Raw genomic sequence first — 27,000 nt, forward strand, 5'->3', positions numbered from 1 at the left:
CGCGCGAGGAATCCACCCAGGAGATGTTACCCATGAGGCCTTTCGCGATCGGCCTGTCGGCCGCCCTCGCGGTCGCCATTCTCATTCCGGCCGCTGTCATTTCGGCGCCGAAGGAAGAGAAGAGCAAGCCCGCCGCCATCGACGCCAAGTCGCGCGAGATCGGTAAGAAGGACGCCCCGGCCGTCATCCAGGCCAGCGGCGCGAGCTGCACCGTCTCCGACGCCCGCTACATGGGCGAGGACAAGAAGGCTGGCGACAAGTACTACGAAGTCGCCTGTAACGAAGGCATGGGCTTCGCGGTCATCGCCAAGAAGGAAGGCGCCCCGCAGCTGTATTCCTGCCTGGAATCGAGCCAGCCGGGTCCGGACGGCAAGGTCGGCGGCCTCGCCTGCCTGCTGCCGGGCAACGCCAACCCCGGCGCTCAACTGGCCCCCTACGTCAAGAAGGCCGGCGTGACCTGCGAGCAGGAAAACGCCCGCGCCATCGGCTCCGGCGCCAAGAACTCGTTCTTCGAGGTCGCCTGTAAGGGCGGCGCCGGCTACATCGTCCAGACGACGAACCCGATGAACCTGAACGGCGAAGTCGTCGCCAACAGCTGCCTGCTGTACGAAGAGGGCGGTAATGTCAGCTGCAAGCTGACCAACCGTCAGACCCAGCTGCAACTGGTCGACACGCTGAACACGGCCGCGGCCAACAACTGCGTGATCAAGGACCGCCGTTACGTCCTCAGCACCAAGAACGACAACTATTTCGAAGTCGCCTGCCAGGACGGCAAGGGCTACATGTATCAGCAGGCGATGGCCACCAACGCCTTCGTCAAGTCGATCCCCTGCGCCCAGGCCGGCTTCGTCGGCGGCGGCTGCACCATGACCGACGCCGTCGCCGCTCAGACCGAGCAGGCCGGCTTCTACAGCAAGCTGTCGGCCAAGGCCGGCTTCCCCTGCGACGTCGAGAAGTACGGCATGCTGCCGAGCGCCGATCCGAAGAAGGAAGTCGTCGAGCTGAAGTGCAAGGGCAGTGAAGTCGGCGCCATCGCCGTGTTCGCCGCCGCCGGCGGCGGCACGGTGTTCGACTGCCTGACGGCCGAGCTCAACGGCTACCGTTGCTCCTTCACCAAGAAGGACACGCAGTACGCCCGCCTGAGCCAGGATCTGGTCGGCTTCAACAAGGCCTCGTGCAAGGTCTCGGACGTCCGCGTCATGGGCTCGACCGACAACGAAGGCTTCGTCGAAGTCGCCTGCTCGGACGGTCTGCCGGGCTGGGTGCTGGGCTATCCGACGGGCGTCGCCAAGCCGGCGGCCAAGGAGTTCCTGTCCTGCGCCCAAGCCAAGGGCATCGGCGGCGGCTGCAAGCTGCCGACCAACAAGGTCAAGGGCTGATCCCAGCGCTTGATCTCTGAATGACGAGGCCCGCCGGAGCGATCCGGCGGGCCTTTTCTTGGCTAGAGCGCCGCCTCGATCAGGCGCGGCCCGGGCGCGGCCATGGCCCGGGCGAAGGCGTCGTCGAACGCTTCGGCGGTCTCGGCGCGTTCGGCCGGCATGCCCATCCCCTGAGCCAGCTTCACCCAGTCGATGCGAGGGTCGCCCAGATCCAGCAGCCGCGAGGCCGCCGGGCCCGGATTGCCGGCCCCGGTGCGGGAGAGCTCGATGCCGAGGATCCGGTAGGCGTGGTTGGCGAAGACCACGACGGTGACGTCCAGTTGCTCGCGGACGATCGTCCACAGGCCCTGCAGCGTGTACATGCCCGCTCCGTCGCCGGTCAGGGCCAGGACCTTGCGGTCCGGGCAGGCCACGGCGGCGCCGATCGCCAGCGGGATGCCCTGACCGATCGCGCCCCCCGTGAGAGACAGCCAGTCGTGGGCGCGGGCGGCCCTGGTCTGGGTGAAGATCGGCAGGCCGGCGGTCACCGCGTCGTCCGAGATGACCGTGTCGGCCGGCATGTGCCGCGCGACCGAAGCGCCGATCGCCCAGGCGTCCAGGCGGCCGGCCGGGGCGTCGGGCGCGGCATAGGCCTCGACGGGGCCCGCGGCCGGAGCGCCGATCGCGTCGGCCAGGGCGTTCAGGGCCGCCGCCGCGTCGACCTCACGGCCGCACAAGGTCTCGACCGAACAGCCTTCGGGAACCAGCACGCTCGGCCGGTCCGGATAGGCGAAGAAGGCCACCGGACGCTGGGTCGAGACCAGGACCATCAGGTCGACGCCATCCAGATCCTTCAGGGCCTGCTCGCCGAAATAGGGCAGCTTGTCGGGTCGGAAGCGCCCCTCGCCACGGGCCTGACGGGCGGTGAAGGTGTCGGTCAGGATGCGGACGCCGTGCGCCGCCAGCCGCCCGGCCGCCGCCAAGGCGGTCTCGCCGCAGGCGCCCGAGCCCAGCAGCAGCACCGGCTTACTGGCGAACCCCAGCGCCTTGGCGACGCTCTCGACAGCGGCCGTGTCGGGCTCGGCGAAGGCCGGCGGCGTGACGACTGACCCCTTCACCGTCGCTTCGTTCCAGGCGGCGTCGGCGGGCAGGATCAGGCAGGCGTTCCCGCCGGGCGTTCCGTGGCTGGCGACGATGGCCTCGGCGGCCAGCGGGCCGACGCTGTCGGCGGTCTCGGCCGACTTGACCCAGAGCGAATTGGGGGCGGCCAAAGCGGCGATGTCGCTGTTCAGCGGCGCGTCGAAGCCGCGATGATAGGTGGCGTGGTCGCCGATGATGTTGACCACCGGGGTGTACGCCCTGCGGGCGTTGTGCAGGTTGGCCGCGCCGTTCGCATAGCCGGGCCCCAGATGCAGCAGGGTGCAGGCGGGCTTGCCGGCCATGCGGCCATAACCGTCGGCCGCGCCGGTCGCCACGCCTTCGAACAGGCACAGCACCGAGCGCATGCGCGGCTCGCGGTCCAGGGCCGAGACGAACTGCATCTCGCTGGTGCCCGGATTGGCGAAGCAGGCGACGACCCCGTTATCGGCCAGGGTGGTGATCAGGGCGTCCGCGCCGTTCATGCGTTCCTCCGCTTTTTAGGCCTCTTGTCTCCGACATTTCGGCAAGCAGGCCAACCCGGTTGCGCATCAGCCGATCGCCATTGCAGTCTGGTCGGCAAAATCGGGGGGAAACGTTCGATGCAAGGTATGAGCGCGGCCGCGCGTTGGACGTTGATCGCGTCCTTGATCGCCGGCGTCAGCTATGTGTCAACCTGGGGACTGACCCTGCCGCCGGGCGTCGAGACGGCCTGGAAGGGCGCCGGCGTGGCGCTGCTGGCGGTCCACGCGGCGCTGCGGGCCAAGAACCTGGACGGCTGGCTGCTGGCGGCCGTGATGGCCTTTGGCGCGGGCGGCGACGTGTTGCTGGAGACCCACGGCCTGACGGTCGGGGCGGTGTCGTTCCTGCTGGGCCATGTGGTGGCCAGCGGGCTCTATCTGCGGCATCGCAAGCCGGGGACCTTGATCCCGCTGGTCCTGATCCCGGTCGTGGTCGGGATCGCTTATCAGCTCCCGCACGATCGAGCCGGCGCGCCGGGCGTCGCGTTCTACGGCCTGTTCCTGGCGGTGATGGCCACCACGGCGTTGATGAGCCGTTTTCCGGTCAAGACCGTCGGCATCGGCGCCTTGATGTTCGTGGTCTCGGACCTGCTGATCTTCGCCCGGCAAGGCGACCTGCCCGACAACCTGGCCACCGGCCTGGCGGTCTGGGGCCTCTATTATTTCGGCCAGCTTCTGATCTGTCTGGGGGTGGCTAAAGAACTAGAACCCCGTCGTCCGGCATCGTAGCGAACAGCCGCGCCAGCTCGTTCGGCCGCCGGTCCCGCGCCAGGGCCTGGTTGATGTAGCCCTTGTCGGTCAGTTCGCCGCTGGCCGCGTCGGGGGCGCCCTCCAGGATCAGGGCGCGGGCGATCCGGCCGCCGCCGCCCTTGGCCGTCGCGTTCATCCGCAACAAACCTTCGGCGATCGTCGCCCTCACCACCTCGGCGTCCCCCAGCCGCTCGCAGGCCTTGGCGTCGAGGAACAGCATCAGGCCGACGCCGTCCTGCCCCTCGCCGCAAACCACCGCGTCGGAGACCACGCCGCCGATCGCCGACACCGCCGCCACCCGCAGGGCCCCGGCCGCGACGAAGGTGCCGCTGGCCAGCTTGAAGTTCTCGACCAGCCGCCCGTCGAACACCAGCCCCGCCGCCGGGTCCTCCGGATCGGCCAGACGCGCCGCATCGCCCAGGCGGTAGAAACCGTCCTCGTCGAAGGCCTGCTCGGTGGCTTCCGGCTGATCCAGATAGCCCGGCGAGACCTGCGGCCCCTTCACCCGGACCTCGAACTTGCCGCCGTCGCCATCCTTCGTTCCTGGGGCCGGGACCAGCTTCACCGCCGTGCCTGGCGTCGGCAGCCCCACCATGCCCGAGCGGGCGTTCAGCCAGTGGATGTTGCAGGCCGTCGGCCCGGTCTCCGTCGCGCCATAGCCGGCCGCGAAGGTGATCCGCTCGCCGATCGTCCGCACCGCCACGGCCTGGACGCGATCCAGGATCGACTGGGCCATCGAGGCCCCGCCGTACTGCAGCACCCGCACCTTTTCGAAGAACCTGGCCGCCAGCGCCGCGTCACGCTCCAGCTCGCCGACAAACAGCCCCCAGCCGGCGGGGACCATGTTGTGATAGGTCGTCGCCACCTCGCGCAGGTTCCGCACCGTCTCGGCGAAGCGGCCGGGCGCGGGCTGGCCGGCGTCGATGTACAGGGTCCCGCCCCGATGCAGCACCATGTGCAGGATGGCGTTGGCCCCCAGGCTGTGGCTCCAGGGCGCGGAATTGACCAGCACGGGCGGCTCGGGATCGGCGTAGCAGGCCTCGATCTGGGCGGCGTTCAGCGCGATGTTGGCGTGGGTGCAGACCACCGCCTTGGGCCGTCCCGTGGAGCCCGAGGTCAGCAGCAGCTTGGCGACGTCGCCGGGCTGGGCGACCGGCTCGATCGGCGGACTCTCCAGCAGATCGTCGAAGGTCACGTCGCCCGGCCGCGCGTGGCGGCTGACCACGACCGGCAGGCCGGCCAGGAACGGCGCGGCCAGGGCGTCGCCGAACGCTTCGGCGTCGTCGGCATAGACGGCCGCCGGCTTCAGCCGCTCGACGGCGTGTTGCAGCCGGGTCAGATCCGCGCCCTTCAGACCATATTGCGGCGAGACCGGCGCGGCGGGCGCGCCCAGGCTCATGGCGGCATAGGCGATCAGGGCGTGGTCGACGCCGTTGCGGGCCAGGATCAGCAACGGCTGACCGCGCGACAGGCCCAGGCCCGCGAGCCCGCCGGCCAGGGCCGCGACCTTGGCCTTGGCCTCGCCGTAGCTCACCTTTCGCCAGTCGTCGCCCCCCTGCCCATTGGCGCGCTCGGCCAGCCAGACCCGATCCGGCGCCTCGGCGGCCCACCGCGCCAGCGGCTCGGTCGTGGTCCGCACCGCGTCCGAATAGGCCATCGGATTGCGCAGGATCAGCGTCTCGCCCTCATGGCCCCCAAGTCGCTCGACCTCCAGCGCGCGGGGCGCGTAGCGGGCGTCGCGGAAGGGAGCGGTGTGGGGGCTGGATCCGTCCATGCCCTGTTATGCGACCGCCAGCGGCGCGGTTCAATCCGGCCGCCGCGGCGCCCCTCTCGACATTTTTCGTTGTCCGCTGTCGAATCTCGCGGAGCCGGCGCGTCTCAGAGGTCGAAGCGCCGCGATGGTCGCGGGCTCGTCGGGAGATATCGCCATGCAATACGCCCTTTTGATCTACGAGAACGAAGACCTCTACCGCGCGGGCGACGGCCGGGCGTTGGACGGGATCATCGCCGCCCACCAGGCCCTGGCCGGCGAGTTGGCGGCCACGGGCGTCCTGAAGGGCGGCTCGGGCCTGAAGACGGTCGACACGGCCACCACGGTGCGCAAGACCGACGGCCAGCATGCCCTGCACGACGGTCCCTATGCCGAGGCGCGCGAACAGCTGGGCGGCTTCTACCTGGTCGAGGTTCCGGACCTGGACGCGGCCCTGGCCATCGCCAAGCGGATCCCGCTGGCCGGCGACGGCGCGGTCGAGGTCCGCCCCGTCATCGACGAAGATTGAAGACGCCCGACCCCAGAATGGCTCTTGAAGGGGCCGCGCGGGAGGCCGGCGGGCGCATCGTCGCCGCCCTGGCCGCGACCTTCCGCGACCTGGACCTGGCCGAGGAGGCCTGGGCCGAGGCCTGCGCGCGGGCCGCCGCCGTCTGGCCGACGGCCCCGCCCCTGGACCCGGCCGCCTGGCTCTACGTCACGGCGCGGCGCCATGCGATCGACTTAATCCGTAAACGGATCATTCATCAGCGCCTGGCGCCGGACGCCCCCGAACCCCAGCCCTCCGCCGAGGACATCCTGGCCTGCGACGCCCGTCTGATCCCCGACGAGCGGCTGCGGCTGATCTTCGTCTGCTGTCATCCGGCCGTCGCGCCCGAGGCTCGCGCGGCCCTGACCCTGAGGCTGGTCTGCGGCCTGTCCGTGGAGGAGATCGCCCGCGCCTTCCTGGTCGCCGAGCCGGCCATGTTCCAGCGCCTGACCCGGGCCAAGAAGAAGATCGCCCAGGCCGGCGTGTCGTTCGAAGTCCCCGATCCCGAGGCCTGGCCCGAGCGCCTGGCGGCCGTGCTCTCGACCCTGGAGGTCGCCTATGCCCGCGCCCACGAAGACGCCGCCGGGACCGGCCAGCATGCCGGCTATGCCCGCGAGATGCTGGACCTGACGGCGGTATTGGCCGAGCTGCTGCCGAACGAGCCGGAATGCCTGGCCTTCGCCGCCCTGGTCCGCTTCGCCGAGGCGCGGCGGCCGGCGCGACTGGATGCGGAAGGGGCGATGGTCCCGCTGTCGGAGCAGGATCCCAAGCTGTGGCGGCGACCGCTGATCCTGGAGGGCGAGGCGCTGCTGCGGGCGGCCGCGCGCTTGAATCGGCCTGGGCCGCGCCAGCTGCGGGCGGCGCTGCACGGCGTCTGGTGCATGCGCCGCGCACTGGCCGAACCGCCGCCCTGGTCTGCCGCCCTGGCGCTGTACGACCTGTTGCTGGCCTGGCGGGAAGATCCATTCGTCCGGATCAACCGCGCCGTGGCGCTGGCCGAGGTCGCTGGGCCGGCGGCGGGCCTGGCCGAGATCGAGAAACTGGACGCCGCGCGGCTGGACGACTTCCAGCCGTTCCATGCCGTGCGCGCCGACCTGCTGGCGCGGCTGGGCCGGCGGGACGACGCGCTGGTGGCCTATGATCGGGCGCTGAACATGGCGCCTGGACCGGCGGAGCGGCTATGGTTAATCCGTAAACGGACTAATCTCTAGCCAGCCAGCGTCTCCAGGAACCGCACCGGCTCGCCCTTGCCTTCCGCCACGATCTCGTCGTCGCGCATGACCACGACGCCGCGCACGATGGTCGCCATCGGCCAGGCCTTAGCTTCGAAGCCGTCGAAAGGAGTCCAGCCGGCGCGGTTGGCCATCTGGTCGTGAGTGATGACCTTGCGGGCCTTCATGTCGACGATGGTGAAGTCGGCGTCGAAACCCTCGGCGATGCGGCCCTTGTCGGCCAGGCCGAACACGCGGTTGACGCCATGGCTGGTCAGGTCGACGAAGCGTTCCAGGCTGAGCTTGCCGTCGACCACGTGGGTCAGCATGACCGGCACCAGGGTCTGGACGCCCGGCATGCCCGACGGCGAGGCCGGATAGGGACGGGCCTTTTCCTCGCGGGTGTGGGGCGCGTGGTCGGAGCCCAGGACGTCGGCGATGCCGGCCTCGACGCCGCGCCAGACGCCGGCCACGTGGTCGGCCGAGCGGATCGGCGGGTTCATCTGGGCGAAGCCCTTCAGCCGCTCATAGGCCTCGGGGGCGACCAGGGTCAGGTGCTGCGGCGTGACCTCGACGCTGGCGACGTCCTTGTTCTGGGCCAGGAAGTCGATCTCTTCCTTGGTCGTGACGTGCAGCACGTGGATGCGCTTGCCAAGGTTCTTGGCGATGCGGACCAGGCGGTGGGTCGACTGCAGGGCGGCCTGGGCGTCGCGCACCTCGGGGTGGCTGGTCCAGTCGCCGGGACGGGCCAGATGGCGGCGGTCGGCCAGGCGGTACTCATCTTCCGAGTGGAAGGCCGCGCGTCGGTTGACGTGGCGCAGCACGTTCTCGACCCCCTCGTCGTCCTGCACCAGCAGCGAGCCGGTCGAGGCGCCCATGAACACCTTGATGCCGCAGCAGCCCGGCAGGCGCTCCAGCTCGCCCAGGAACGTCGCGTTCTCGTGGGTGCCGCCGACATAGAAGGCGTGATCGGTGTGCATCCGGTTCCTGGCGCGGGCCAGCTTGTCGGCCAGGGCGTCGGGGTCGGTGGTGGTCGGCTCGGTGTTGGGCATCTCGAAGACGGCGACCACGCCGCCCAGGGCCGCGCCGCGCGAGCCGCTCTCCAGGTCTTCCTTCCACTCCAGCCCCGGCTCGCGGAAGTGGACCTGGCTGTCGATGACGCCCGGCAGAACGGTCAGGCCGGCCGCGTCGAACACCTCGCCGGCCGAGGCGTGGGAGAGGTCGCCGATGGCGACGATCTTGCCGCCCCGGACGCCGATGTCGGCGATCCCGCGTCCCGCGTGGTTCACCACTTCGCCACCACGCACGATCAGGTCGAAAGTCTGGGTCATGGGACGGCTCCTGGCGATGGGTTGAGGCGGTCGTAGGACCGGCTCGCTCGCGAGGCAACCGAAACTAGCTGGCGTCCCGCTCGGCCGCGCGTTCCTCGGCCAGGGCCTCTTCGACGACGGCCAGTTCAGGCGAAACCTCTTCGACCGACGCCTCGACGGGTTCGGGCGCGGGCTCTTCGGCCAGCGGCGCGATCTCGGCGCCGGCGGCCTCCTCGGCGATCGTGTCCTCGACCACCGCTTCCTGCGGCGAGACCTCGGCGCTCGGCTCGGTGCGGATCAGCAAGGCCTTGGCCTCGCGGACCACCGTGGCCACCGGCAGGTCGCTCATGTGGCGGATGGCCTGCGAGAGGTCCGGGTCGACGGCCAGGAACTGGTCGAAGCCGCGCGGGCCCCGCACCGCTACGGCCTTGTCGCCCCAGGGCGCATAGCGGCGCTCGTCCGAGGGTCCGAACAGGCCGAGGGTCGGCGCGCCGGCCGCGGCGGCGATGTGCATCAGGCCCGAGTCGTTGCCGATGAACAGGCGCGCCCGGCGCAGGCAGGCATAGGCGGTCAGCAGGTCCACCTTGCCGGTCAGGTCGATGGTGCGGCCGCGGGCCGAGGCCCTGCGCAGCTCCTCGATCATGCGGGTGTCCTCGGGTCCGCCCAGGATCAGCAGGCGCCCCCCGGCCATCGGGCCATCCTTGTCGAGCAGTTGGGCCACCGTCTGGGTGAAGCGCTCGATCGGCCAGACCTTGCCGACCCAGTTGGCGGCCGGTCCGACGGCCAGGATCGGTCCCTCCCCCTGTCCTGCGATTGGGGCCAGCAGATCATCCGCCAGGGCCTGGACATCGGGCGTGATGTAGAGGTGCGGCGCGGGCGGGTCGCCTTCCAGCTTCAAGGTGCGGGCGGCGTCGACCACCTTGTGCACGACCTCGCCCGGCAGCTTCTTCCAGATCGCCCGCTTGTCGCGGCGCAGGAAGAGGGCCGTGGCCGATCCGCGCAGGTCGACGACCAGGCTCCACTTCTTGTGGCGCACCTGCCGCCAGAGCTTGAACCAGTGGCCCTTGCCCTTGCCCTTCTCCATGACGATCACGCGGTCCAGGCCCGGCACGTGGGCGAACAGCGGCGCGGCCAGCGGACCGGCGACAATCGTGAAGCGGGCGTTGGGAATCTGGTCGGCCAGCATCCGGATGAGGCCGGACGAAAGCACCGCATCACCGATGCGGGTGGCCGTGATGAAGAGAATCGGGAAAGCCCGCTGTGTCATCGGACTATCCATAGATCAGTCGGCGAGTCGGCGCATCCCACGTTAACAGTTGAGCTTTCCCCGTTTTCAGGGACTGGTTTTGGTGCGGACTCGGCGCCACATCTCCTGGCATGAGCTCGCTTAATGTCGCCCGCCTCGCTTCCCGCGCCGTCATCACCGTGTCCGGCCCGGATTGGCGCGGCTTCCTGCAGGGTCTGCTGACCCAGGACGTCGAGACCCTCGCGCCGGGCGAACTGCGCTTTTCCGGCCTGCTGACGCCGCAGGGCAAGCTGCTCTACGACCTGTTCGTGGCCGGGACTGATGACGGCGCCCTGCTGGACGTGGCAGCCGAACACCGCGCGGCGATCCTGCACCGCCTGACCATGTACCGCCTGCGCGCCAAGGTGACGCTGGAGGCCAGCGACCGGCCGGTGCTGGCGGTGTTCGGCGACGGCGTCTCGGGCCCCTATGTCGACCCACGCCTCCCCGGCCTGGGCGCGCGCGCCTATGACGACCGCCCCTCCACCACCGACGAGGACGCCTACGAGGCCCATCGCCTTGCCCTCGGCGTCCCCGGCCCCGCCGACTGGGGCAGCGAGACGACCTATCCGATCGAGGCCGACTTCGACCTGATGGCCGGCATCGACTTCAAGAAGGGCTGCTTCGTCGGCCAGGAGACGACCAGCCGCATGAAGCGGCGCGGCGTGATCAAGAACCGCATGCTGCCGATCACCTTCGACGGCCCCGCCCCGGCCTTCGGGACCGAGGTGCTGGCGGGCGGGCTTCGCGCGGGCGAGGTGCTGAGCGGCCGCGACGGCCGGGCCCTGGCCCTGCTGCGCCTCGACCGTATCGAGGGCGCGGACCTGACTGCCGACGGCCGGCCGGTGCGCGTCGACCGTCCGGCCTGGCTGGCCTAAAGAACGGCTCGCCTAGGGTCTTTCGTTCTCGAAAAGTTCTGCTAGCGTCACCGCATGACCGAGAGCACGCGCTGCACCTGGAAGGGCATGAACGGGGACCCGTTCTACGAGGCCTATCACGACGATGAATGGGGCGTTCCCGAGTGGGACAGCCGCGCCCTGTGGGAGAAGCTGGTGCTGGACGGCTTCCAGGCCGGACTGTCGTGGATCACCATCCTGCGCAAGCGCGAGGGGTTCCGCGCCGCCTTCGCCGACTTCGATCCGGAGAAGGTCGCCCGCTTCAATGACGCCGACCGCGCCCGGCTGATGGCCGACGCCGGCATCATCCGTTCGAACGGCAAGATCGACGCGGCCATTTCGGGCGCGCGGATCTATCTGGACATGCGCGAGCGGGGCGAGGACTTCGGCCAATTCCTGTGGGACATGGTCGGCGGCGCGCCGATCCAGAACGCATGGCGCGCCGGAGAGGTCCCGGCCCAGACGCCGTTGGCCGTCGACATGGCCAAGGCGCTGAAGGCCAAGGGCTTCAAGTTCTGCGGCCCGGTGATCGTCTATGCCTTCATGCAGGCCACCGGCTTGGTCAACGACCACTTGGTGACATGCTATCGTCACGAGGAATGCCGGGCGATGGCCAGGCGGGTCTAGGGGCGGAGGCTCCTTCGACTAAGCCCCCCGCTGGCTGACCCGCACCCAGTCGACCTCCATCGTCGCCGGCAGGGCGGTCTCGTCGACGCCCTTGGCGTTGGCGCTCTCGGGCCAGCGGCCACCGAAGGCCAGGTTGAGGATCAGGTGAAAGGGCTGGTCGAACGGCGCGGCGGTTGCCTCCCCCTTCTCGTCGCGCTTCCACTGCGCCGCCTTGGCCTCGGCATAGCGCTGGCCGTCGACGAACCAGACGATGGCTTCGGGCGACCACTCGACCGCGTAGACGTGGAAGCCGGTGGGAGAGGCCGGCATCGGCGTGGCCGTGCTGACCTGCCTGTGAGCGCCGGCCGCATCGCCGGCGAAGTGGATCGTGCCGAAGATCCGGTTCTCACGACCGCCCTCGCAAGATCCGCACGGCGCGCCCAGATTGACCGTCTCCAGGATGTCGATCTCGCCCGAGCGCGGCCAGCCGCCATAGGCTCCGCGCTCCGGCATCATCCAGATCGCCGGCCAGACGCCCTGACCGCCCGGGACGCGAGCCCGGGCCTCGATGCGACCGTAGAGCCACGACGCCTTGCCCTTGGTCAGGATCTTGCCCGAGGCGTAGTCGCCGGTCTTCATCGGCCCCGTCGGCCCAGCCCACGGATTGGTCAGGCCCTGGGTCTTGCGCTTGATCGTCGTCAGCTTCAGCACGCCGCCGCCGACGGACACCGTCTGCGGGCTGAACACGTAGCACTGCCGCTCGTCATTGCCGCCTCCGCCGCAGTCGGCGGCGTAGGTCCATTTGGCGTCGTCCAGCCGGTCACCGTCGAATTCGTCGGACCACACCAGCCTCCAGCCCTCCTCCTCGGCGTGGGCATGGGTTGGCGCGGCGGCCGAGAGCAGGCCAAGGGCGACAGCGACGGTCTTGAAGGTCATGACCCATCTAGACGCGCCGGATCCGGTTTCTCCAAGCGTGACCAGCCCGTTTCCAGCCAGGCCGGCGCCAGGCGGCGCGCGCCCGAGGCGCCGAGATGGTCGTCGTCGAAATAGATCGGCTCCCCGTCCATCATCGCCAGGCAACGACCGTTACGGCACAGGGTCTCGGACGGGAACACCACCGCCACGTTCGGGCGATCCTGGACAGCGGCGCGCAGGGCGTCCTCGGCCGGCAAGGTCCGCGACAGAGGCAGGTCGGCGGCGACGCTGGCGCAGACCCCCGGCCAGCCGCCGATCTGCTTCTGCTGGGCCAGGCACTCGGGCGCGCCCAGGGTTAGCTCCGGGAATGGCCCGACCACCAGCACCCGGACATCGGGCCGGCGACGGGCGATGGCGTCCAGCGTGGCCTTCAGGGCGGTCGACACGCGCTGACGCTTCCCAGGCTGGCCGATCACCTCCATCGTCACGCGCGGCGAGTTGACGTCGTAGAACGGCGGCGCGTCGCGATAGAGCGGCCAGCGGCCCATCAGCACCACCAGCTTCAGCTTCCGGTCCGAGGCGATCAAGGCCATGGCCTGGTCGGCGGCGGCCGCGCACTCCAGCTTGAAGCGGTACATCGTGCGGACATTGACCCCGACCAGCGGCGGGCAGCCGCCGCGCGCTGCCTCACGGACGCTCCAGCCGCGGGCCACCGCCCAGTCGACCACGCCGGGAGTCAGGGCGTCGGCGTGGGAGTCGCCCCAGACCAGGACGTCGTCGCCGACACCGTCTGGATGCGCGCCGAAGCGGCAGTCCTCGGGCTTGGCCGTCCTGGCCTTCTCGAAGCAGGCCTTGCGGGCCGGATTGACGTCGGTCTCCTCCAGGTCGGCCAGGACCTTGGCGGCGGGAGACAGCCGCTGGGGCAGGCCGTGGCTGAAGAACAGCGCCGCGCCGATGGCGATCGGGACCAGCAGCGGCAGGAGCCGGACGCCCAGGCGTCGCCAGGGACGATCGATCGGACCGCGCCGGAACGGCTGTTCGATGAAGCGCCAGGTCACGACGGCCAAGGCCAGCGACAAGGCGACGAGGCCCAGGCGCTGCAATATCGTCAGCGGCTGCTGGGCGACGTCGGCGGCCAGGACCAGCAGCGGCCAGTGCCAGAGATAGAGCGAATACGACACCCGCCCCAGGCAGACGACCGGCGCCAGGCGCAGGATGGCCGGGCCCGGGCGGGCGCCCATGCCGCACCAGATCAGCAGCGCCGTCCCCAGACAGACCGGAACGGCCGAGAGCCCCGGAAAGACGCTGGCCTCGCTCAGCAGGACCAGGCTGGCGGCGATCATCAGCCCGGCGATCACCCCGGCCAGATTGGCCGTGGCGCGGTCCCCCGGCGGCTTGACCAGGCCCAGGGCCAGAACGCCGCCGGCCAGGAACTCCCAGACCCGCGTTGGCAGGCCAAAGAAAGCCCAGGTCGCCGCGCCCAGCCCGACCAGCGCCTGGGCCAGCACCAGCGAGGCCAGCAGCAGGACCAGCGCCAGGGTCGCTCGCCGACCCCGCAGAGGTTTCCACCACAGCAGGGCGATCAGCGCCGGCCAGACCAGATAGAACTGCTCCTCGACGCCCAGCGACCACAGGTGCAGCAGGGGGTTCTGCTGGGCGCCCGGCGCGAAATAGCCGGCGGTCTGGGCGAATAGCATATTGGCCGCGAACAGGCCCGAGGCCGCGGTCGCCGCGCCGGTCATGGCCAGCAGGCGCGGCATCTCGATCACCACCGCCAGGGCCGCCGTGACCAGCACGACCAGCAGATAGGCGGGGATGATCCGCCGCGCCCGGCGCAGGTAGAAGCCGCCCCACGAGAAAGTTCCCGCGTCGCGCGCTTCGGCGATCAGCCGGGTGATCAGGAAGCCGGAGATGACGAAGAACACGTCGACCCCGACGAAGCCGCCAGGCAGCAGACCCGGAAAGGCGTGGTGGATGACGATGGCCGCCACGGCCAAGGCGCGCAGGCCGTCGATGTCGCGCCGATAGCCGTGACCGGTGTCCATGCTCGCCCCTAGTATTACATCTGTAATCAACTGAGCGACGTCACGCCGCGCCGTCAAGGTGAATTATTACGCTCGTAAAATTCTTTCCCGCCTCCGCGAACCGGCCTAAACACCGGCCCATGCGCACCGGACCCGACATGATGCTGGAGCTGGCCTGCGGACCGGGGCCGGTCTGCGGGGTGGACGAAGCTGGGCGCGGTCCGTGGGCCGGACCGGTCAGCGCCGGCGCCGTGATCCTCGATCCCGACCGGGTGCCCAAGGGCCTCAACGACTCCAAGAAACTCACCGCCAAGGCCCGCGCCGCCCTGGAGGAAGAGATCAAGGCCGTCGCCATCGCCTGGGGCGTGGGCCTGGCCTCGATCGAGGAGATCGCCGAGCTCAACATCCTGCACGCCGCGGGCCTGGCCATGTGCCGGGCCATCGAGGGCCTGTCGGTGACGCCCGCCATCGCGCTGGTGGACGGCAACTACGCCTTCAAGCTGCCCTGCCCGATCAAGACCGTGGTCAAGGGCGACAGCCTGTCTTGCTCAATCGCCGCCGCCTCGATCCTGGCCAAGGAAGCCCGCGACCGGATCATGGTCGAGATGGACGCGGTCTATCCCGGCTACGGCTTCGCCGGCCACAAGGGCTATCACGCGCCGATCCATGTCGAGGGTCTGCGCAAGCTTGGCCCTTCGCCGATCCACCGTATGGGCTGGGCCCCGGTGAAGGCCGCGCTGGCCGGTGAGCTGGCGCTGGGCGACGACCTAGACCTCTGATCCGAAAGAGGTTTTGAGTCTGATCGGACTCAAGACCACGCGTTTTGCGCGCATTAACGTCCCGCTAACCACGTCTGCTCACCCCGCATTTACCAGCAAGACTCATGATTCCGTTCTCTTTTGTAGGGACGCGGGACATGAAGTTCGGGCCGGAAACCATCATCCTGGGCGACTGCATCGAGCAGATGAACGCCCTGCCGGAGAAGTCGGTCGACCTGATCTTCGCCGATCCGCCCTACAACCTGCAACTGGGCGGCGACCTGCTGCGTCCCGACAATTCCAAGGTCGACGCCGTCGACGACCACTGGGACCAGTTCGAGAGCTTCGCGGCCTACGACAAGTTCACCCGCGAATGGCTGAAGGCCGCCCGCCGCGTGCTGAAGGATGACGGCGCGATCTGGGTGATCGGCAGCTATCACAACATCTTCCGCGTCGGCGTGGCCGTGCAGGACCTGGGCTTCTGGATCCTCAACGACATCGTCTGGCGCAAGTCCAACCCGATGCCCAACTTCAAGGGCACCCGCTTCGCCAACGCCCACGAGACCCTGATCTGGGCCTCCAAGAGCCAGAACGCCAAGCGCTACACCTTCAACTACGACGCCCTGAAGATGGCCAATGACGAGGTGCAGATGCGCTCGGACTGGACCATCCCGCTGTGCACCGGCGAGGAGCGCATCAAGGGCGTGGACGGCCACAAGGCCCACCCGACCCAGAAGCCGGAAGCCCTGCTCTATCGGGTGATCCTGTCGACCACCAAGCCGGGCGACGTGATCCTGGATCCGTTCTTCGGCGTCGGCACCACCGGCGCGGCCGCCAAGCGCCTGGGCCGCAAGTTCATCGGCATCGAACGCGAGGCCGAATATCTGGAACACGCCAAGGCCCGCATCGCCAAGGTCGTGCCGATCGCGCCGGAAGACCTGGACGTCATGGGCAGCAAGCGCGCCGAGCCGCGCGTGCCGTTCGGCACGATCGTCGAGAGCGGCCTGCTGTCGCCGGGCGACACCCTCTACTGCAGCAAGGGCAACCACGCCGCCAAGGTCCGCCCGGACGGCTCGATCACGGTCGGCGACCTGTCGGGCTCGATCCACAAGATCGGCGCCCTGGTGCAGAGCGCGCCAGCCTGCAACGGCTGGACCTACTGGCACTTCAAGACCGACGCGGGCCTGGCCCCGATCGACGTGCTGCGGGCGCAGGTGCGCGCGGGGATGAATTAGATCAGCCGCTCCGCCGCCAGCGCTGCTTTCAGGAACACGCTGGGCAGAGCGCCCAGGCCTTCGCGCGGGGTCCAGACGAAGTCGCCAGCGTTCACGCCGTCCGCCGCGAACACCCTCAGCGTCAGGGAGAAGTGCGTGAACACGTGCTCGACCGCGCCGAGGTCGCGCCAAGCGACCGCGACCGGCGCCGCGGCCACCGCCTCGGCGTCGGAGAACGGCGCGGCGCGCCAGTCGCTGGTCGGCAGGCCCAGCATCCCGCCCAGCAGACCCTTGGGCGGACGGCGGACCAGAGCCATATCGTCGCCGCGCGTCAGGACATAGGCCACGCCGTGGCGGCGCGGGCGGTCGGCCTTCTTGGTCTTGCGCGGATAGGTCTCGGGCGCGCCGCCCTTGTAGGCCGCGCACCAGTCCGAGATCGGGCAGCGGTCGCACAGCGGGGCCTTGGGCTTGCAGACCGTGGCTCCGAGATCCATCAGCGCCTGGGCCCAGTCGCCGGGGCGATCGTCGGTGACGAGTTCTCCGGCCTGGGCCTTGAGTTCGGGCTTGCTGTCCGGCATCGGCGCCTCGACGGCGAACAGCCGCGCCATCACCCGCTCGACATTGCCGTCGACGACATTGGCCGCGCGGTCGAAGGCGATGGCGGCCACGGCGGCGGCGGTATAGGCCCCGACGCCGGGAAGGGCGCGTAAGGACTCCTCGGTATCCGGGAAGACGCCGCCGTGCTGGTTCGCCACCGCCCGCGCGCAGGCTAGCAGGTTGCGGGCCCGGGCGTAGTAGCCGAGCCCCGCCCAGGCGGCCATCAGGTCGCCGTCGTCCACCGCCGCGAGATCCGAGACCGTCGGCCAACGCTCGGTGAAGCCCAGGAAATAGGGCGTGGCGTGCGGCACGGTGGTCTGCTGCAGCATCACCTCCGACAGCCAGACGCGGTAGGGGTCGCCCCGCACGCCGGCGCGGCGGTCGGCGGGCGAGACGCGCCAGGCCAGGGTCCGGGCCTGGGCGTCATACCAGGCCAGCAGGGCCGCGCGGATCGCATCGCGACGAGAAAGGGATTGGGCTTTCATCATCCCTCGCCTACCGCGAACCGAGCCCGGCATGCTAGTTTCCTCGCATGCGCCGCCCCCTGCCCACCGCGGAAGAAGCCCTCGCGATCCTGCGCGCCAAGCGTACGCGTCCACAGCGCCGTCCGCCGCCGCCCGCCGGCAAGAGCCTGGCGCCGTTGCTGAAGTCGCTGGAAGAGCGCTTCGGCAAGGGGCCCGCCGCCCTGCAGGCCCGCTGGCGCGAGATCGTCGGCGACACGCTCGCGCGTCGGACGGAGCCCGTCCGCATCATAAAAGGCCGCAATGGCGAAGGCGGCGCGCTGGAGCTGCGTGTCGACGGCCCCGTGGCCTCGCTGATCCAGCACCAGGCCCCGCAGATCACCGCCCGTCTCGACATGCTGCTGGGCAAGGGCGTCGTCACCCGCCTGCGCATCGTCCAGGGCCCGGTCAAGGCCGCCGCCGCGCCGGTCGCACAACGTCCGCGCCGCAAGCCGCCTCTGGACGCGGCGCAGGAAAAGCAGCTCTCCGACAGCCTGGCCGACCAGCCCGACGGCGGTCTCAAGGACGCCCTGCTGAAACTGGGGCGCGGCGTGCTGCGCGAGCATCCTTGAGCCGACGATCCCCCCCATGATCCGCCCGACGATGTGATTGACAACCCGACCCTGATCGCGCTGTTGCAAGGCCTTATCGGCGCCCTTTTCGCCGCCTCTAAGAATCGCGCTTAACTTCGCCGCCGTACCGCAAGGAAGATCGAACATGCGTCCGCTGACCCGCCGGCTCCTGACCGCCGTCGCCCTCACCGCCTCGCTGGGCGCTCTGACCGCCTGCGGCCCCACGGGAACCAAGGTCACCGCCGACGACATGACCCTGGGCAACCCCGCCGCCAAGGTCACCGTGGTCGAATACGCCTCGGTCGCCTGCCCACACTGCGCCACCTGGAACGCGGAGGTCTTCCCGGCCTTCAAGGCCAAGTACATCGACACCGGCAAGGTCAACTACGTGGCCCGCGAAGCCCTGACCGGCGAGCCGCGCCTGGCCAACGCCGGCGCCATGCTGGCCCGCTGCGCCGGCAAGGATAAGTACTTCCAGGTCACCGACGCGATCTACGCCGCCCAGATGCGCATCTTCCAGACCGGCGACATCCGCGGCGAACTGCTGACCATCGCCCAGGCCGCCGGCATGAGCGAAGACCAGTTCAACGCCTGCCTGACCGACGAGAACGCCGCCAAGTCGGCGGAGCGTATCGAAAAGTCGATGAAGGCCGACAAGATCGAGGGCACCCCGACCTTCATCGTCAATGGCAAGAAGGTCGGCGGCGAGTCCGGCGGCGAGGTCACCCTGGCCCAGCTGGACGCGGCCATCGCGGAAGCCTCGAAGTAATGGGCCTCGACCGGCGCGCGCTGATCGTCTCGGGCCTCGCTGTCGCGGCGAGCCCTCTGGCCGCGCGCGCCGCGCCGCTGCCGCCGGCCCCGGGCGAGATGGTGCTGGGCTCGGCCAAGGCGCCGGTCCAGTTGGTGGTCTACGCCTCGGCCAGCTGCCCGCACTGCGCCCACTGGTGGACGACGGTGCTGCCGGAGGTCCGCAAGGCCTTCATCGACACCGGCAAGGTGCGCCTGGTGTTCCGCGAGTTCCTGACCCCGCCCAACGAGTTCGCGGCCGCCGGCTTCATCCTGGCCCGCCGCATCCCGGGCAAGTACTTCGAGGTGCTGACCACCGTCTTCCAGAAGCAGGAAGAGATCTATCGCAGCGAGAAGCTGTTCGAGGGCCTGCAGGCGATCGGCAAGCAGTACGGCCTGACCGACGCGCAGTTCAAGGCGACGCTGGAGGATCCGGCGGCCCTGAAGGCCGTCAACGAGCGCATGGCCAAGGCGGTGGACGATGGCGTCGAGGGCACGCCGACCTTCTTCGTCAACGGCGCGCCCTACGATCACAGCGCCGACTTCGCCGTGCTCTCCAAGGCCTTCGCCGCCGCGGCGAAGGGCTAGGGTTCCAGGGGACCGCCTCCGTGCAGTTCCAGCGCCTGCGCCTTTCGGGCTTCAAGTCCTTCGTCGAGCCGACCGAGTTCCGGATCGAGCCCGGGCTGACGGGCATTGTCGGCCCGAACGGCTGCGGCAAGTCCAACCTGCTGGAAGCCCTGCGCTGGGTGATGGGCGCCAATTCCGCCAAGGCCATGCGGGCCGGCGGCATGGATGACGTGATCTTCGCCGGCAGCGGCGCGCGGCCCGCGCGCAACCACGCCGACGTCGCCCTGACCATCGACAATGCCGACCGCACCGCCCCCGCCCAGTTCAACGACGACCCGGTGCTGGAGGTCGTCCGCCGCATCGATCGCGGCGAGGGCTCGACCTACAGGATCAACGGCCGCGAGGTCCGGGCCCGCGACGTCCAGCTCCTGTTCGCCGACGCCTCGACCGGCGCCAACTCACCAGCCCTGGTCCGCCAGGGCCAGATCAGCGAGCTGATCGGCGCCAAGCCGCAGAACCGCCGCCGCATCCTGGAAGAGGCCGCCGGGGTCTCGGGCCTGCACACCCGCCGCCATGAGGCCGAGCTGCGCCTGCGGGCCGCCGAGAGCAACCTCGCCCGGCTGGAGGATGTCGCCCGCGAGCTGGAGACGGCGCTGAATCGCCTGCGCCGCGAAGCCCGCCAGGCCGAGAAGTACAAGCGCCTGTCGTCCGAGATCCGGGCCGTGCAGGGCGCGGTGCTCTACACCCGCTGGACCGAGGCCCGCGACACGCTGGAGCGGACCACGAGCGAGGCCACCAACGCTGCCCGTCTGGTCGAGGAAACGGCCCGCGCCAGCGCCGCCGCCCAGGTGGCGATCACCGAGGCCGAGGCCGCCATGCCGCCCCTGCGGGAAGAGGCGACCATCGCCCAGGCGATCCTGGGCCAGCTGGCCATCCAGAAGGACCGCGCCGAGCGCGAGGCCGAGGCCGCCGCCGCCGAGTTCGAACGCCTCTCCAATGACCTGGCCCGCATCGACGCCGACCTGGCCCGCGAGGCGCAGGCCAAGGACGACGCCGCCGCCGCCCTGGCGCGCATCGACGCCGAACTCACCGAAGTGCGGGAGCTGGTCGCCGCCGCGCCGGAGCGCGGGCCCGAGCTGGCCGCCGCCGCCAAGACCGCCGAGGAGGCCCGCGCCGCCGCCGAGGCCGCTGTCGAGCAACTGGCCGCCCGCGTCGCCGCCGAGGAAGCCCAGTTCCGCGCCGCCGCCGCGCGCTTCTCGGAAGCCGAGGCCCGCGCCAATCGCACCAACCGCGCCCTCGACCAGGCCAAGGCCGAGCGCGCCGCCGTCGGCCCCGAGATCGACCCGGCCGCCGCCGACGCCCGCCAGCGTTTCGCCAACGCCGAGGCCGCCCTGGCCGCCGCCCGCGCGGCGCTGGAAGAGGCCGAGGCCGAACGGGTCAAGGCCGCCGAGCAGGAGGCCCAGGCCCGCCAGCTGGCGCGCAATGTCGAGGACCAGCTGGGACGCCTGCGCACCGAGGCCCGCGGCCTGGCCCAGCTGACCGCGCCGCGCAGCAAGAGCGGTCATGCCCCGGCCCTCGACAGCGTCGCGCCGGACAAGGGCTATGGCGCGGCTCTGGCCGCCGCTCTCGGCGACGACCTGGACGCCGCGCTCGACGCCAAGGCGCCGTCCTACTGGGGCGGGGCCGAGGCGCCGGCCCCGACCTGGCCCGAGGGCGCGCAGCCGCTGGCTCCTCTGGTCAAGGCGCCGCCCGCCCTGGCCGCCCGTCTCTCGCACGTCGCCGTCGTGACCCGCGCCGATGGCGACCGGCTGCGAGCCGCGCTGAAGCCCGGCATGCGCCTGGTGTCCAAGGAAGGCGACCTGTGGCGCTGGGACGGCTTCGTGGCCCGCGCCGACGCGCCCAAGCCCGCCGCCGTGCGGCTGGAGCAGCGCACGCGCCTGGCCGAGGTCGAGACCGAGATCGACCTCATGACCCCGCGCGCCGAGGCCACCGCCGCCGCGCTGAAGTCCGCCGCCGACCGGATGCGCGCCGTCGAGGACCTGCTGCGCGACAAGCGTCGCGGTCCGCCGGACGCCGAGCGGCTGCTGAACGGCGCCCGCGAGGCCGTCGCCAAGTTCGAGCGCGAACAAGCGATGCGGGCCGCCCGCGCCCAGTCGCTGGACGACACCATCGCCCGCTTCGAGGCCGAGAAGACCGAGGTCGACGCGGCCTTGGCGGAGGCCCGCGAGGCCCACGCCGCCGCCCAGACGTCGGGCGATCTGCAACCTCAACTCGCGCAGGCGCGCCAGGCCTCGGCCCAGGCCCGGGAAGCGGCCAGCGCCGCTCGCACGGCCCTCGACGTCGAGACCCGCGAACGCGCCGGCCGCCAGCGCCGCCTGGAGAGCCTGGAGCGCGACCGCGCCGACTGGGCCAAGCGCGCCGAGACCGCCGGCAAGCGCGCGGAGTCGCTCGCGGACGACCGCGTGAAAGCCGCCGCCGCCCTGGAGGGCGCGCGCGAGGCGCCGGCGGCGCTGAAGGAGAAGCTGGTCGTCCTGTTGGACCAATTCGCCGCCGCCGAAGCCCGTCGCGCCAAGGCCAGCGACGCCCTGGAAGCCGCCGAGACCACCCGCCTCAACAACGACCGCGCCGCCCGGGCCGCCGAGCAGGCCGCCGGCGAGGCCCGCGAGAAGCGCGCGGCCCTGGTCGCCCACCTGGACGGGGCCCGCCAGCGCTTCGGCGAGGTCGCCTCGGCCATCCGCGAGCAGGCCCGCATGGAGCCCGAGGAGCTGGGCCGTCACGTCGCCGGCGAGGCCGTGGCCGTCCCGAAGGACGCCGCCGGGGTCGAGGCCCACCTGTTCGCGCTCGAACGAGAGCGCGACGCCATCGGCCCGGTGAACCTGCGCGCCGAAGAGGAGGCCCAGGAATATGCCGGCCGCCTGGAGACCATGCGGGTCGAGCGCGCCGACCTGTCGGGCGCGGTCGGCAAGCTGCGGGCGGGCATCGAGGAGCTGAACGCTGAGGGCCGCGAGCGCCTGCTGGCCGCCTTCGACGTGATCAACGCCAACTTCCAGACCCTCTTCCAGGCCCTGTTCGGCGGCGGCCAGGCCGAACTGAAGCTGATCGAGAGCGACGACCCGCTGGAGGCCGGCCTGGAGATCTTCGCCTGCCCGCCCGGCAAGCGCATGGCCAGCATGAGCCTGATGAGTGGCGGCGAGCAGGCCCTGACCGCCAGCGCCCTGATCTTCGGCGTGTTCCTGGCCAATCCGGCCCCGATCTGCGTGCTGGACGAAGTCGACGCGCCGCTGGATGACGCCAATGTCGACCGCTACTGCAACATGCTGGACGAGATGCGCCGGCGCACCCAGACCCGCTTCATCGCCATCACCCACAACCCCGTGACCATGAGCCGGATGGACCGCCTGTTCGGCGTCACCATGGCCGAGCGGGGCGTGAGCCAGCTGGTCAGCGTGGATCTGTCGACGGCCGAGAAGCTGGTCGCGGCCTAGAACCCGACCGCCTGCCGCAGCGGGTTGGCCGGATCGGCCAGAAGCTTCACGGCCATGGCGCACGAGATCACCACCAGCAGCGGCCGGATCAGCTTGGGTCCGAAGCGCATGGCGAGCCTTGAGCCGACCTGGGCGCCGATAAACGCTCCGGCGGCCATGGCCAGGCCGACCGGCCAAACGACCGCGCCCTTCAGGATGAACAGGCTCAGGCTGCCGACATTGCTGGCGGCGTTGGCCAGCTTGGTGTGGGCCGTGGCCTTCAGCACGCCGTAGCCCAGCAGGGTGACGATCGCGACCATGTAGAAGGCCCCGGCGCCAGGTCCGAAGATGCCGTCGTAGAAACCGACCAGCGGGGCGACGAAGCAGGCGAACGGGATCAGCGCCATGCGCGGCGCGACGTCTTCGGTCTTGAGGGCGCGCGAGAAGCCGAAATAGAGGGCGATGGCGATCAGCAGCAGCGGCACGATGGCCCGCAGCAGGTGCGGCGACAGCAGGCTGGCGCAGAGCGCGCCGCACAGGCCCGCGACCGCGGCGGCGCCAGCGACCGGCAGGGCCGTCTTCCAGTCGATCAAGCCGCGACGGGCGAAGGCGCTGGTCGAGGAGATGGCGCTGACCGCGCCTTGCAGCTTGTTGGTGCCCAGGGCCTGGACCGGCGACAGGCCCGCCAGCAGCAGGGCGGGCAGGGTCACCAGACCGCCGCCGCCGGCTATGGCGTCCAGCGCGCCAGCGAGCGCGGCGACCACGAACAGGCTGGCGATGACGTCGAGAGGGACCATGAGCGGCTCATGATCCCGTTCGAGGCGTCGATCAAGGGAAAGGCATGGCAAAGAAAAAGGGGCCTGATGAGGCCCCTTCTCGGATCAGCCCAGGAGGCTGCCCCACGCGTGGGCGCGAGACGCCTTGCTGTTGCTGGTCTTGCCCAGGGCGCGCAGCTCGTCGCGTTCCTTCGCCTTCTCTTCCTTGCGCACGCGCATCTCGGCGGCTTCGAGAGCCTTGCGTTCCTTGCGCTCGGCGCGCTTGGCGGCCATCAGCTCTTCTTCGCGAGCCAGGGCCTCGAGGCGGGCTTTTTCCTTGGCCTCGGCGCGGGCGGCGCGGACAGCCTCGAGTTCGGCGGCGCGCAGTTCCTCGCGCTTGTCGAAATCGGGGTCCTGGACGGTCGGCTTGGCCTTGAACTTTGCCAGCATGGCCTTCTTGGCCTCTTGCTGGGAGGAGATGCGATCGGCGAATCCGGTGTTCTTCAGGTGCGACATGAATCTTCGTATTGTTTGGAGGCGGCGGCTCTAAAACCCAGATCGACGAAAAAATCAATGCGTGATTGGGCTGCGCCGCACCTTGCCTATGGGGTGTGGCGCCGAAAGAACGCGTGTGATGTAGGAAGCCGTTCCCGCCTCCGGTAGGGGCGCGAACGAACGGCCAATCGAATGAAAAGCGGGATGGTTTTGCCTTCCCTTTAAGCCAAAGGCGAAATCCTTAAGTATTCCCGTAACTTGGCCCGGGAAGCGCTTACCTTGACGCACTGCGGCGAGGTCTATAGGTTCCGCGCCGATCAAGCCGGCCGGAAATGCGCCTTGTTTTGGCGCGCCCGCGGCGTTTTCGGACCTGCCGCTCCCATGCCCAAGGCCGACGAACCGAACGACAAGGCTCTGGTAAGCCTCGACGCTCGGCTCGACGCATTTGAGGCGAGGAAGGCGGCGGAAAAGCCGGCGAAAGCCGCGTCCGAGAAGGCCAACCAGGACGGCTATCGCCTCCTGGCGGATCTGATCGGGGGCGTACTGGTGGGTCTCGGCTTCGGCTGGTTGCTCGACCACTATGTCCACACGAGCCCCTGGGGCATGGTCGGCGGTCTGCTGATCGGCTTGGGGCTCTCGATTTTCTCCGTCGTCCGCAAGGCGACGAAAATGAGCGCGCAGGCGTCGGCGCCGTCCCCTCAAGGGAATGCCGGCGGAGACACGGGAGGCGGGTCAACCGCCCCCAAGCAGAAGAGAGACTAGGGCCGATGGCCGATCCGATGCACCAGTTCCAGATCCAGAAGATCGTGGAACTGCCCACCGTGACCGTTCCCGGCCTCGGCGCTATCGACCTGTCGATCACGAACTCGGTGTTCGCGATGATGCTGGCGGCGCTGCTGGTCATCACGTTCTACAGCCTGGCGGCGCGCAAGGCCGTCATCCCGGGCCGCCTGCAGTCGGTCGGCGAGATGCTCTACGGACTGGTCGACGGGCTCTCGGAGTCGATCATCGGCCACGACGGCAAGAAGTTCCTGCCCTTCATCTTCACGCTGTTCGTCTTCGTGCTGTTCATGAACATTCAGGGCATGTTCCTGGTGTTCACCGCCACGTCGCAGCTGGCCGTGACCCTGACGCTGGGCCTGATGGTCATCCTGACCGTGGTCGCCGTCGGCTTCGCCAAGAACGGCCTGAAGTTCTTCAAGCTGTTCGCCCCGTCGGGCGTGCCATGGCCGCTGTATTTCCTGCTGGTGCCGATCGAGATTCTGTCGTTCCTGATCCGCCCCATCACCCTGGGCCTTCGTCTGTTCGGCAACATGCTGGGCGGCCACGTGGTGCTGAAGATCTTCGCCGGCTTCGTGATCGCCCTGGGCGGTCTCGGCGTACTGGGCTGGGCCGGTTCGGCCCTGGCCCTGACCTCGGTCGTCGCCCTGACGGCCCTCGAGTTCATGGTGGCCTTCCTGCAGGCCTTCGTGTTCGCGGTGCTCGCCTGCGTCTACATCAACGACGTCGTGCACCTCGACAGCCACTGATCAACCTTTAGTCTTTCCAACAAATACCCTTCCAAGGAGTCTCTATCATGGACGCTGCTGCAGCTAAGTACATCGGCGCTGGCCTGGCCATGCTCGGCATGATCGGCGCGGGCGTTGGCCTGGGCGTGATGTTCGGCAACTACTTCCAAGGCGCCCTGCGCAACCCGACGGCCGCCGCTCAAGAGCGCCCGATGCTGTTCCTGGGCATGGCCCTGACGGAAGCCCTGGGCATCTTCGCCCTGGTCATCGCCTTCCTGATCCTGTTCTCGTAATCCGACCCTGGAGCGCGGCGCTTCAACGGAAGCGACGCGCTCCATGCTTTTGTTTTCTCGCGCTTCCTGGAGCGGGCCGGATCACGGTCCGCTCCAAGCGCACTAGCTGAGAGGCGCCTTCGCCCATGGCGACGGAACATCACGGCACGGTCGAGACGACTGAAGCCCCCAAGCACGAAAGCGGCGGCCTTCCGCAGCTGCAGTTCGAGCATTGGGGTGGTCAGATCGTCTGGCTGCTGCTCATCTTCGCCGTCCTCTACGCGGTGCTGTCGAAGGGCCTGCTGCCCCGCGTCAGCGGCGCGATCGACGAGCGCGGCGCCAAGATCGCCGGCGACATCGCCGACGCCCGTCGCCTGAAGGACGAGGCGGAAGCCCAGGCCCGCGCGGCCGCCGCCGAAGTGGCCGAGGCGCGCGCCAAGGCCCAGAAGACCGCGGCGGACGCCAAGGCCAAGGCTTCGGCCGAAGCCGCCGAGCGTCAGGCCAAGGAAGAGGCCGTCCTGGCCGAGAAGCTGGCCGCGGCCGAGGCTTCGATCCAGGCCGCCCGCGACACGGCCATGAGCCATGTCCGCGAAGTGGCTCAGGAGACGGCCGGCGCGATCGTCGAGAAGCTGACCGGCAAGGTGGCCACCGCCGCCGAGCTGAAGTCGGCCCTGGCCTAAGGAGCGCTGACGATGGAACACGAATCCCTGTTCAGCCTCTCGAACCCCGAGTTCTGGGTTCTGGTCGCCCTGGTGATCTTCTTCGGCCTGCTGGTCTATCTGAAGGTCCTGCCGGGCGCGCTGTTCGGCGCCCTGGACGGCTACGCCGCCAAGATCAAGGCCGAGCTCGACGAAGCCCAGCACCTGCGTGAAGAGGCCCAGGCCCTGCTCGCGGACGTCAAGGCCCAGCGCGAGGAAGCCGAGCGCCAAGCCGTCGCGATGATGGACGCCGCCAAGGCCGACGCCAAGCGGATGGCCGAGGAAGCCAAGGAAAAGCTCGAGGAGCAGATCAAGCGCCGCGCCGAAATGGCCGAACGCAAGATCGCCCAGGCCGAGGCGCAAGCCGCCGCCGACGTGAAGGCCGCCGCGGTCGATCTGGCCGCGCAAGCCGCCGAGACCGTCCTGGCCGCCCGCCTCGCCGGTTCGACCAACGACGGCCTGGTCGACGCCGCGATCCGCCAGATGGGCGCCAAGCTGCAATAG

General features: G+C 69.9%; 26 protein-coding genes. 17 read left to right on the forward strand and 9 right to left on the reverse strand.

Features of this window, described 5'->3' with window-relative positions:
* Positions 1-23: 23 nt before the first annotated feature.
* A complete protein-coding gene (locus tag AC1RNC_RS20385; RefSeq protein WP_492888100.1) occupies positions 24-1,379 on the forward strand; it encodes a hypothetical protein in 1,356 nt (451 codons plus the stop codon).
* 62 nt (positions 1,380-1,441) lie between these two features.
* Here the strand turns inward: AC1RNC_RS20385 and AC1RNC_RS20390 are convergent, their stop codons facing one another.
* Positions 1,442-2,980: an acetolactate synthase large subunit gene (locus AC1RNC_RS20390; RefSeq protein ID WP_492888101.1), complete on the reverse strand. Its 1,539-nt coding sequence runs from the start codon at positions 2,978-2,980 to the stop codon at positions 1,442-1,444.
* 117 nt (positions 2,981-3,097) lie between these two features.
* Between AC1RNC_RS20390 and AC1RNC_RS20395 the strand changes: the two genes are divergently transcribed.
* Positions 3,098-3,745, forward strand: coding sequence for a lysoplasmalogenase (locus tag AC1RNC_RS20395; RefSeq protein WP_492888102.1), 648 nt, complete (start codon positions 3,098-3,100; stop codon positions 3,743-3,745).
* On the opposite strand, the gene AC1RNC_RS20400 is transcribed toward AC1RNC_RS20395, so the two are convergent.
* Entirely contained in the window at positions 3,711-5,540 is a 1,830-nt protein-coding gene (locus AC1RNC_RS20400) for a feruloyl-CoA synthase (RefSeq protein ID WP_492888103.1), read from the reverse strand. The two genes, AC1RNC_RS20395 and AC1RNC_RS20400, sit on opposite strands and share 35 nt — an antisense overlap.
* Before the next feature lie 154 nt (positions 5,541-5,694).
* Here AC1RNC_RS20400 and AC1RNC_RS20405 point away from each other — a divergent pair, with 154 nt between their 5' ends.
* A complete protein-coding gene (locus tag AC1RNC_RS20405; protein ID WP_492888104.1) occupies positions 5,695-6,045 on the forward strand; it encodes a YciI family protein in 351 nt (116 codons plus the stop codon).
* Positions 6,046-6,062: 17 nt separating this feature from the next.
* The gene (locus tag AC1RNC_RS20410) at positions 6,063-7,274 is read left to right on the forward strand and encodes an RNA polymerase sigma factor (protein ID WP_492888105.1); all 1,212 of its coding nucleotides are present in this window, start codon (positions 6,063-6,065) and stop codon (positions 7,272-7,274) included.
* Here the strand turns inward: AC1RNC_RS20410 and AC1RNC_RS20415 are convergent.
* Positions 7,271-8,605 (reverse strand): dihydroorotase, encoded by a 1,335-nt coding sequence (locus AC1RNC_RS20415; protein ID WP_492888106.1) that lies wholly within the window; start codon positions 8,603-8,605, stop codon positions 7,271-7,273. The genes AC1RNC_RS20410 and AC1RNC_RS20415 overlap by 4 nt on opposite strands.
* A gap of 64 nt (positions 8,606-8,669) precedes the next feature.
* On the reverse strand, positions 8,670-9,851 hold the full coding sequence (locus AC1RNC_RS20420) for a glycosyltransferase family 9 protein (RefSeq protein ID WP_492837380.1): 1,182 nt from the start codon (positions 9,849-9,851) through the stop codon (positions 8,670-8,672).
* Between the two features lie 110 nt (positions 9,852-9,961).
* On the opposite strand from AC1RNC_RS20420, the gene ygfZ reads away from it, so the two are divergent.
* Together ygfZ and AC1RNC_RS20430 are read left to right on the forward strand one after the other, a co-directional pair.
* Entirely contained in the window at positions 9,962-10,747 is a 786-nt protein-coding gene (gene ygfZ / locus AC1RNC_RS20425; protein ID WP_492888107.1) for a CAF17-like 4Fe-4S cluster assembly/insertion protein YgfZ, read from the forward strand.
* A 54-nt stretch (positions 10,748-10,801) separates the two neighbouring features.
* Positions 10,802-11,392: a DNA-3-methyladenine glycosylase I gene (locus tag AC1RNC_RS20430; protein ID WP_492888108.1), complete on the forward strand. Its 591-nt coding sequence runs from the start codon at positions 10,802-10,804 to the stop codon at positions 11,390-11,392.
* Positions 11,393-11,410: 18 nt separating this feature from the next.
* Here the strand turns inward: AC1RNC_RS20430 and AC1RNC_RS20435 are convergent, their stop codons facing one another.
* Both AC1RNC_RS20435 and AC1RNC_RS20440 read right to left on the reverse strand, forming a co-directional pair.
* Positions 11,411-12,307, reverse strand: a complete 897-nt coding sequence (locus AC1RNC_RS20435; RefSeq protein WP_492888109.1) for a glycoside hydrolase family 16 protein — start codon at positions 12,305-12,307, stop codon at positions 11,411-11,413.
* Positions 12,304-14,331 carry an acyltransferase family protein gene (locus AC1RNC_RS20440; RefSeq protein WP_492888110.1) on the reverse strand — a complete coding sequence of 676 codons (2,028 nt, stop codon included), beginning with the start codon at positions 14,329-14,331 and terminating at the stop codon, positions 12,304-12,306. The genes AC1RNC_RS20435 and AC1RNC_RS20440 overlap by 4 nt, the downstream gene beginning before the upstream one ends.
* 119 nt (positions 14,332-14,450) lie before the next feature.
* Between AC1RNC_RS20440 and rnhB the strand changes: the two genes are divergently transcribed.
* Together rnhB and AC1RNC_RS20450 are read left to right on the forward strand one after the other, a co-directional pair.
* Positions 14,451-15,089 carry a ribonuclease HII gene (gene rnhB / locus AC1RNC_RS20445; protein ID WP_492888111.1) on the forward strand — a complete coding sequence of 213 codons (639 nt, stop codon included), beginning with the start codon at positions 14,451-14,453 and terminating at the stop codon, positions 15,087-15,089.
* A gap of 137 nt (positions 15,090-15,226) precedes the next feature.
* Positions 15,227-16,303, forward strand: coding sequence for a site-specific DNA-methyltransferase (locus AC1RNC_RS20450; RefSeq protein WP_099575541.1), 1,077 nt, complete (start codon positions 15,227-15,229; stop codon positions 16,301-16,303).
* On the opposite strand, the gene mutY is transcribed toward AC1RNC_RS20450, so the two are convergent.
* Positions 16,300-17,364: an A/G-specific adenine glycosylase gene (mutY, locus tag AC1RNC_RS20455; RefSeq protein WP_492888112.1), complete on the reverse strand. Its 1,065-nt coding sequence runs from the start codon at positions 17,362-17,364 to the stop codon at positions 16,300-16,302. The genes AC1RNC_RS20450 and mutY overlap by 4 nt on opposite strands.
* A gap of 47 nt (positions 17,365-17,411) precedes the next feature.
* Here mutY and AC1RNC_RS20460 point away from each other — a divergent pair, with 47 nt between their 5' ends.
* The 4 genes from AC1RNC_RS20460 to smc all read left to right on the forward strand — a co-directional run bounded on the left by AC1RNC_RS20460 (position 17,412) and on the right by smc (position 22,789).
* Positions 17,412-17,951, forward strand: coding sequence for a DUF721 domain-containing protein (locus tag AC1RNC_RS20460; RefSeq protein ID WP_492888113.1), 540 nt, complete (start codon positions 17,412-17,414; stop codon positions 17,949-17,951).
* A gap of 145 nt (positions 17,952-18,096) precedes the next feature.
* Positions 18,097-18,720: a DsbA family protein gene (locus AC1RNC_RS20465; RefSeq protein WP_125155091.1), complete on the forward strand. Its 624-nt coding sequence runs from the start codon at positions 18,097-18,099 to the stop codon at positions 18,718-18,720.
* Positions 18,720-19,325 carry a thioredoxin domain-containing protein gene (locus AC1RNC_RS20470; RefSeq protein ID WP_492888114.1) on the forward strand — a complete coding sequence of 202 codons (606 nt, stop codon included), beginning with the start codon at positions 18,720-18,722 and terminating at the stop codon, positions 19,323-19,325. Before AC1RNC_RS20465 ends, AC1RNC_RS20470 begins: the two co-directional genes overlap by 1 nt.
* Before the next feature lie 20 nt (positions 19,326-19,345).
* On the forward strand, positions 19,346-22,789 hold the full coding sequence (gene smc, locus AC1RNC_RS20475) for a chromosome segregation protein SMC (RefSeq protein WP_492888115.1): 3,444 nt from the start codon (positions 19,346-19,348) through the stop codon (positions 22,787-22,789).
* On the opposite strand, the gene AC1RNC_RS20480 is transcribed toward smc, so the two are convergent.
* Both AC1RNC_RS20480 and AC1RNC_RS20485 read right to left on the reverse strand, forming a co-directional pair.
* The gene (locus AC1RNC_RS20480) at positions 22,786-23,565 is read right to left on the reverse strand and encodes a TSUP family transporter (RefSeq protein ID WP_492888116.1); all 780 of its coding nucleotides are present in this window, start codon (positions 23,563-23,565) and stop codon (positions 22,786-22,788) included. The two genes, smc and AC1RNC_RS20480, sit on opposite strands and share 4 nt — an antisense overlap.
* An 84-nt stretch (positions 23,566-23,649) precedes the next feature.
* Positions 23,650-24,039: a DUF6481 family protein gene (locus AC1RNC_RS20485; protein WP_492888117.1), complete on the reverse strand. Its 390-nt coding sequence runs from the start codon at positions 24,037-24,039 to the stop codon at positions 23,650-23,652.
* Positions 24,040-24,399: 360 nt separating this feature from the next.
* Between AC1RNC_RS20485 and AC1RNC_RS20490 the strand changes: the two genes are divergently transcribed.
* The 5 genes from AC1RNC_RS20490 to AC1RNC_RS20510 all read left to right on the forward strand — a co-directional run bounded on the left by AC1RNC_RS20490 (position 24,400) and on the right by AC1RNC_RS20510 (position 27,000).
* Positions 24,400-24,780 carry an AtpZ/AtpI family protein gene (locus AC1RNC_RS20490; RefSeq protein ID WP_492837395.1) on the forward strand — a complete coding sequence of 127 codons (381 nt, stop codon included), beginning with the start codon at positions 24,400-24,402 and terminating at the stop codon, positions 24,778-24,780.
* Between the two features lie 5 nt (positions 24,781-24,785).
* Entirely contained in the window at positions 24,786-25,547 is a 762-nt protein-coding gene (locus AC1RNC_RS20495; protein ID WP_492888118.1) for a F0F1 ATP synthase subunit A, read from the forward strand.
* 47 nt (positions 25,548-25,594) lie between these two features.
* Positions 25,595-25,819 (forward strand): F0F1 ATP synthase subunit C, encoded by a 225-nt coding sequence (locus AC1RNC_RS20500; protein WP_004615714.1) that lies wholly within the window; start codon positions 25,595-25,597, stop codon positions 25,817-25,819.
* Between the two features lie 125 nt (positions 25,820-25,944).
* Positions 25,945-26,478 carry a F0F1 ATP synthase subunit B family protein gene (locus AC1RNC_RS20505; RefSeq protein WP_492837397.1) on the forward strand — a complete coding sequence of 178 codons (534 nt, stop codon included), beginning with the start codon at positions 25,945-25,947 and terminating at the stop codon, positions 26,476-26,478.
* A gap of 12 nt (positions 26,479-26,490) precedes the next feature.
* Positions 26,491-27,000 (forward strand): F0F1 ATP synthase subunit B, encoded by a 510-nt coding sequence (locus tag AC1RNC_RS20510; RefSeq protein WP_492888119.1) that lies wholly within the window; start codon positions 26,491-26,493, stop codon positions 26,998-27,000.

Source organism: Caulobacter sp. GW822-FHT01G02, from assembly GCF_058802865.1.

Bases quoted from the DNA above. Each gene is read 5' to 3' on its own strand.
- AC1RNC_RS20420 (WP_492837380.1), bottom strand. From the start codon at position 9,851: ATGACACAGCGGGCTTTCCCGATTCTCTTCATCACGGCCACCCGCATC.
- rnhB (WP_492888111.1), top strand. From the start codon at position 14,451: ATGCGCACCGGACCCGACATGATGCTGGAGCTGGCCTGCGGACCGGGG.
- AC1RNC_RS20450 (WP_099575541.1), top strand. From the start codon at position 15,227: ATGAAGTTCGGGCCGGAAACCATCATCCTGGGCGACTGCATCGAGCAG.
- AC1RNC_RS20460 (WP_492888113.1), top strand. From the start codon at position 17,412: ATGCGCCGCCCCCTGCCCACCGCGGAAGAAGCCCTCGCGATCCTGCGC.
- AC1RNC_RS20510 (WP_492888119.1), top strand. From the start codon at position 26,491: ATGGAACACGAATCCCTGTTCAGCCTCTCGAACCCCGAGTTCTGGGTT.
- AC1RNC_RS20390 (WP_492888101.1), bottom strand. From the start codon at position 2,980: ATGAACGGCGCGGACGCCCTGATCACCACCCTGGCCGATAACGGGGTC.
- AC1RNC_RS20500 (WP_004615714.1), top strand. From the start codon at position 25,595: ATGGACGCTGCTGCAGCTAAGTACATCGGCGCTGGCCTGGCCATGCTC.
- AC1RNC_RS20490 (WP_492837395.1), top strand. From the start codon at position 24,400: ATGCCCAAGGCCGACGAACCGAACGACAAGGCTCTGGTAAGCCTCGAC.
- AC1RNC_RS20385 (WP_492888100.1), top strand. From the start codon at position 24: ATGTTACCCATGAGGCCTTTCGCGATCGGCCTGTCGGCCGCCCTCGCG.
- AC1RNC_RS20505 (WP_492837397.1), top strand. From the start codon at position 25,945: ATGGCGACGGAACATCACGGCACGGTCGAGACGACTGAAGCCCCCAAG.
- AC1RNC_RS20465 (WP_125155091.1), top strand. From the start codon at position 18,097: ATGCGTCCGCTGACCCGCCGGCTCCTGACCGCCGTCGCCCTCACCGCC.
- AC1RNC_RS20410 (WP_492888105.1), top strand. From the start codon at position 6,063: ATGGCTCTTGAAGGGGCCGCGCGGGAGGCCGGCGGGCGCATCGTCGCC.
- AC1RNC_RS20395 (WP_492888102.1), top strand. From the start codon at position 3,098: ATGCAAGGTATGAGCGCGGCCGCGCGTTGGACGTTGATCGCGTCCTTG.
- AC1RNC_RS20415 (WP_492888106.1), bottom strand. From the start codon at position 8,605: ATGACCCAGACTTTCGACCTGATCGTGCGTGGTGGCGAAGTGGTGAAC.
- mutY (WP_492888112.1), bottom strand. From the start codon at position 17,364: ATGAAAGCCCAATCCCTTTCTCGTCGCGATGCGATCCGCGCGGCCCTG.
- AC1RNC_RS20440 (WP_492888110.1), bottom strand. From the start codon at position 14,331: ATGGACACCGGTCACGGCTATCGGCGCGACATCGACGGCCTGCGCGCC.
- AC1RNC_RS20430 (WP_492888108.1), top strand. From the start codon at position 10,802: ATGACCGAGAGCACGCGCTGCACCTGGAAGGGCATGAACGGGGACCCG.
- AC1RNC_RS20485 (WP_492888117.1), bottom strand. From the start codon at position 24,039: ATGTCGCACCTGAAGAACACCGGATTCGCCGATCGCATCTCCTCCCAG.
- AC1RNC_RS20405 (WP_492888104.1), top strand. From the start codon at position 5,695: ATGCAATACGCCCTTTTGATCTACGAGAACGAAGACCTCTACCGCGCG.
- ygfZ (WP_492888107.1), top strand. From the start codon at position 9,962: ATGAGCTCGCTTAATGTCGCCCGCCTCGCTTCCCGCGCCGTCATCACC.
- AC1RNC_RS20480 (WP_492888116.1), bottom strand. From the start codon at position 23,565: ATGGTCCCTCTCGACGTCATCGCCAGCCTGTTCGTGGTCGCCGCGCTC.
- AC1RNC_RS20435 (WP_492888109.1), bottom strand. From the start codon at position 12,307: ATGACCTTCAAGACCGTCGCTGTCGCCCTTGGCCTGCTCTCGGCCGCC.
- AC1RNC_RS20495 (WP_492888118.1), top strand. From the start codon at position 24,786: ATGGCCGATCCGATGCACCAGTTCCAGATCCAGAAGATCGTGGAACTG.
- AC1RNC_RS20470 (WP_492888114.1), top strand. From the start codon at position 18,720: ATGGGCCTCGACCGGCGCGCGCTGATCGTCTCGGGCCTCGCTGTCGCG.
- AC1RNC_RS20400 (WP_492888103.1), bottom strand. From the start codon at position 5,540: ATGGACGGATCCAGCCCCCACACCGCTCCCTTCCGCGACGCCCGCTAC.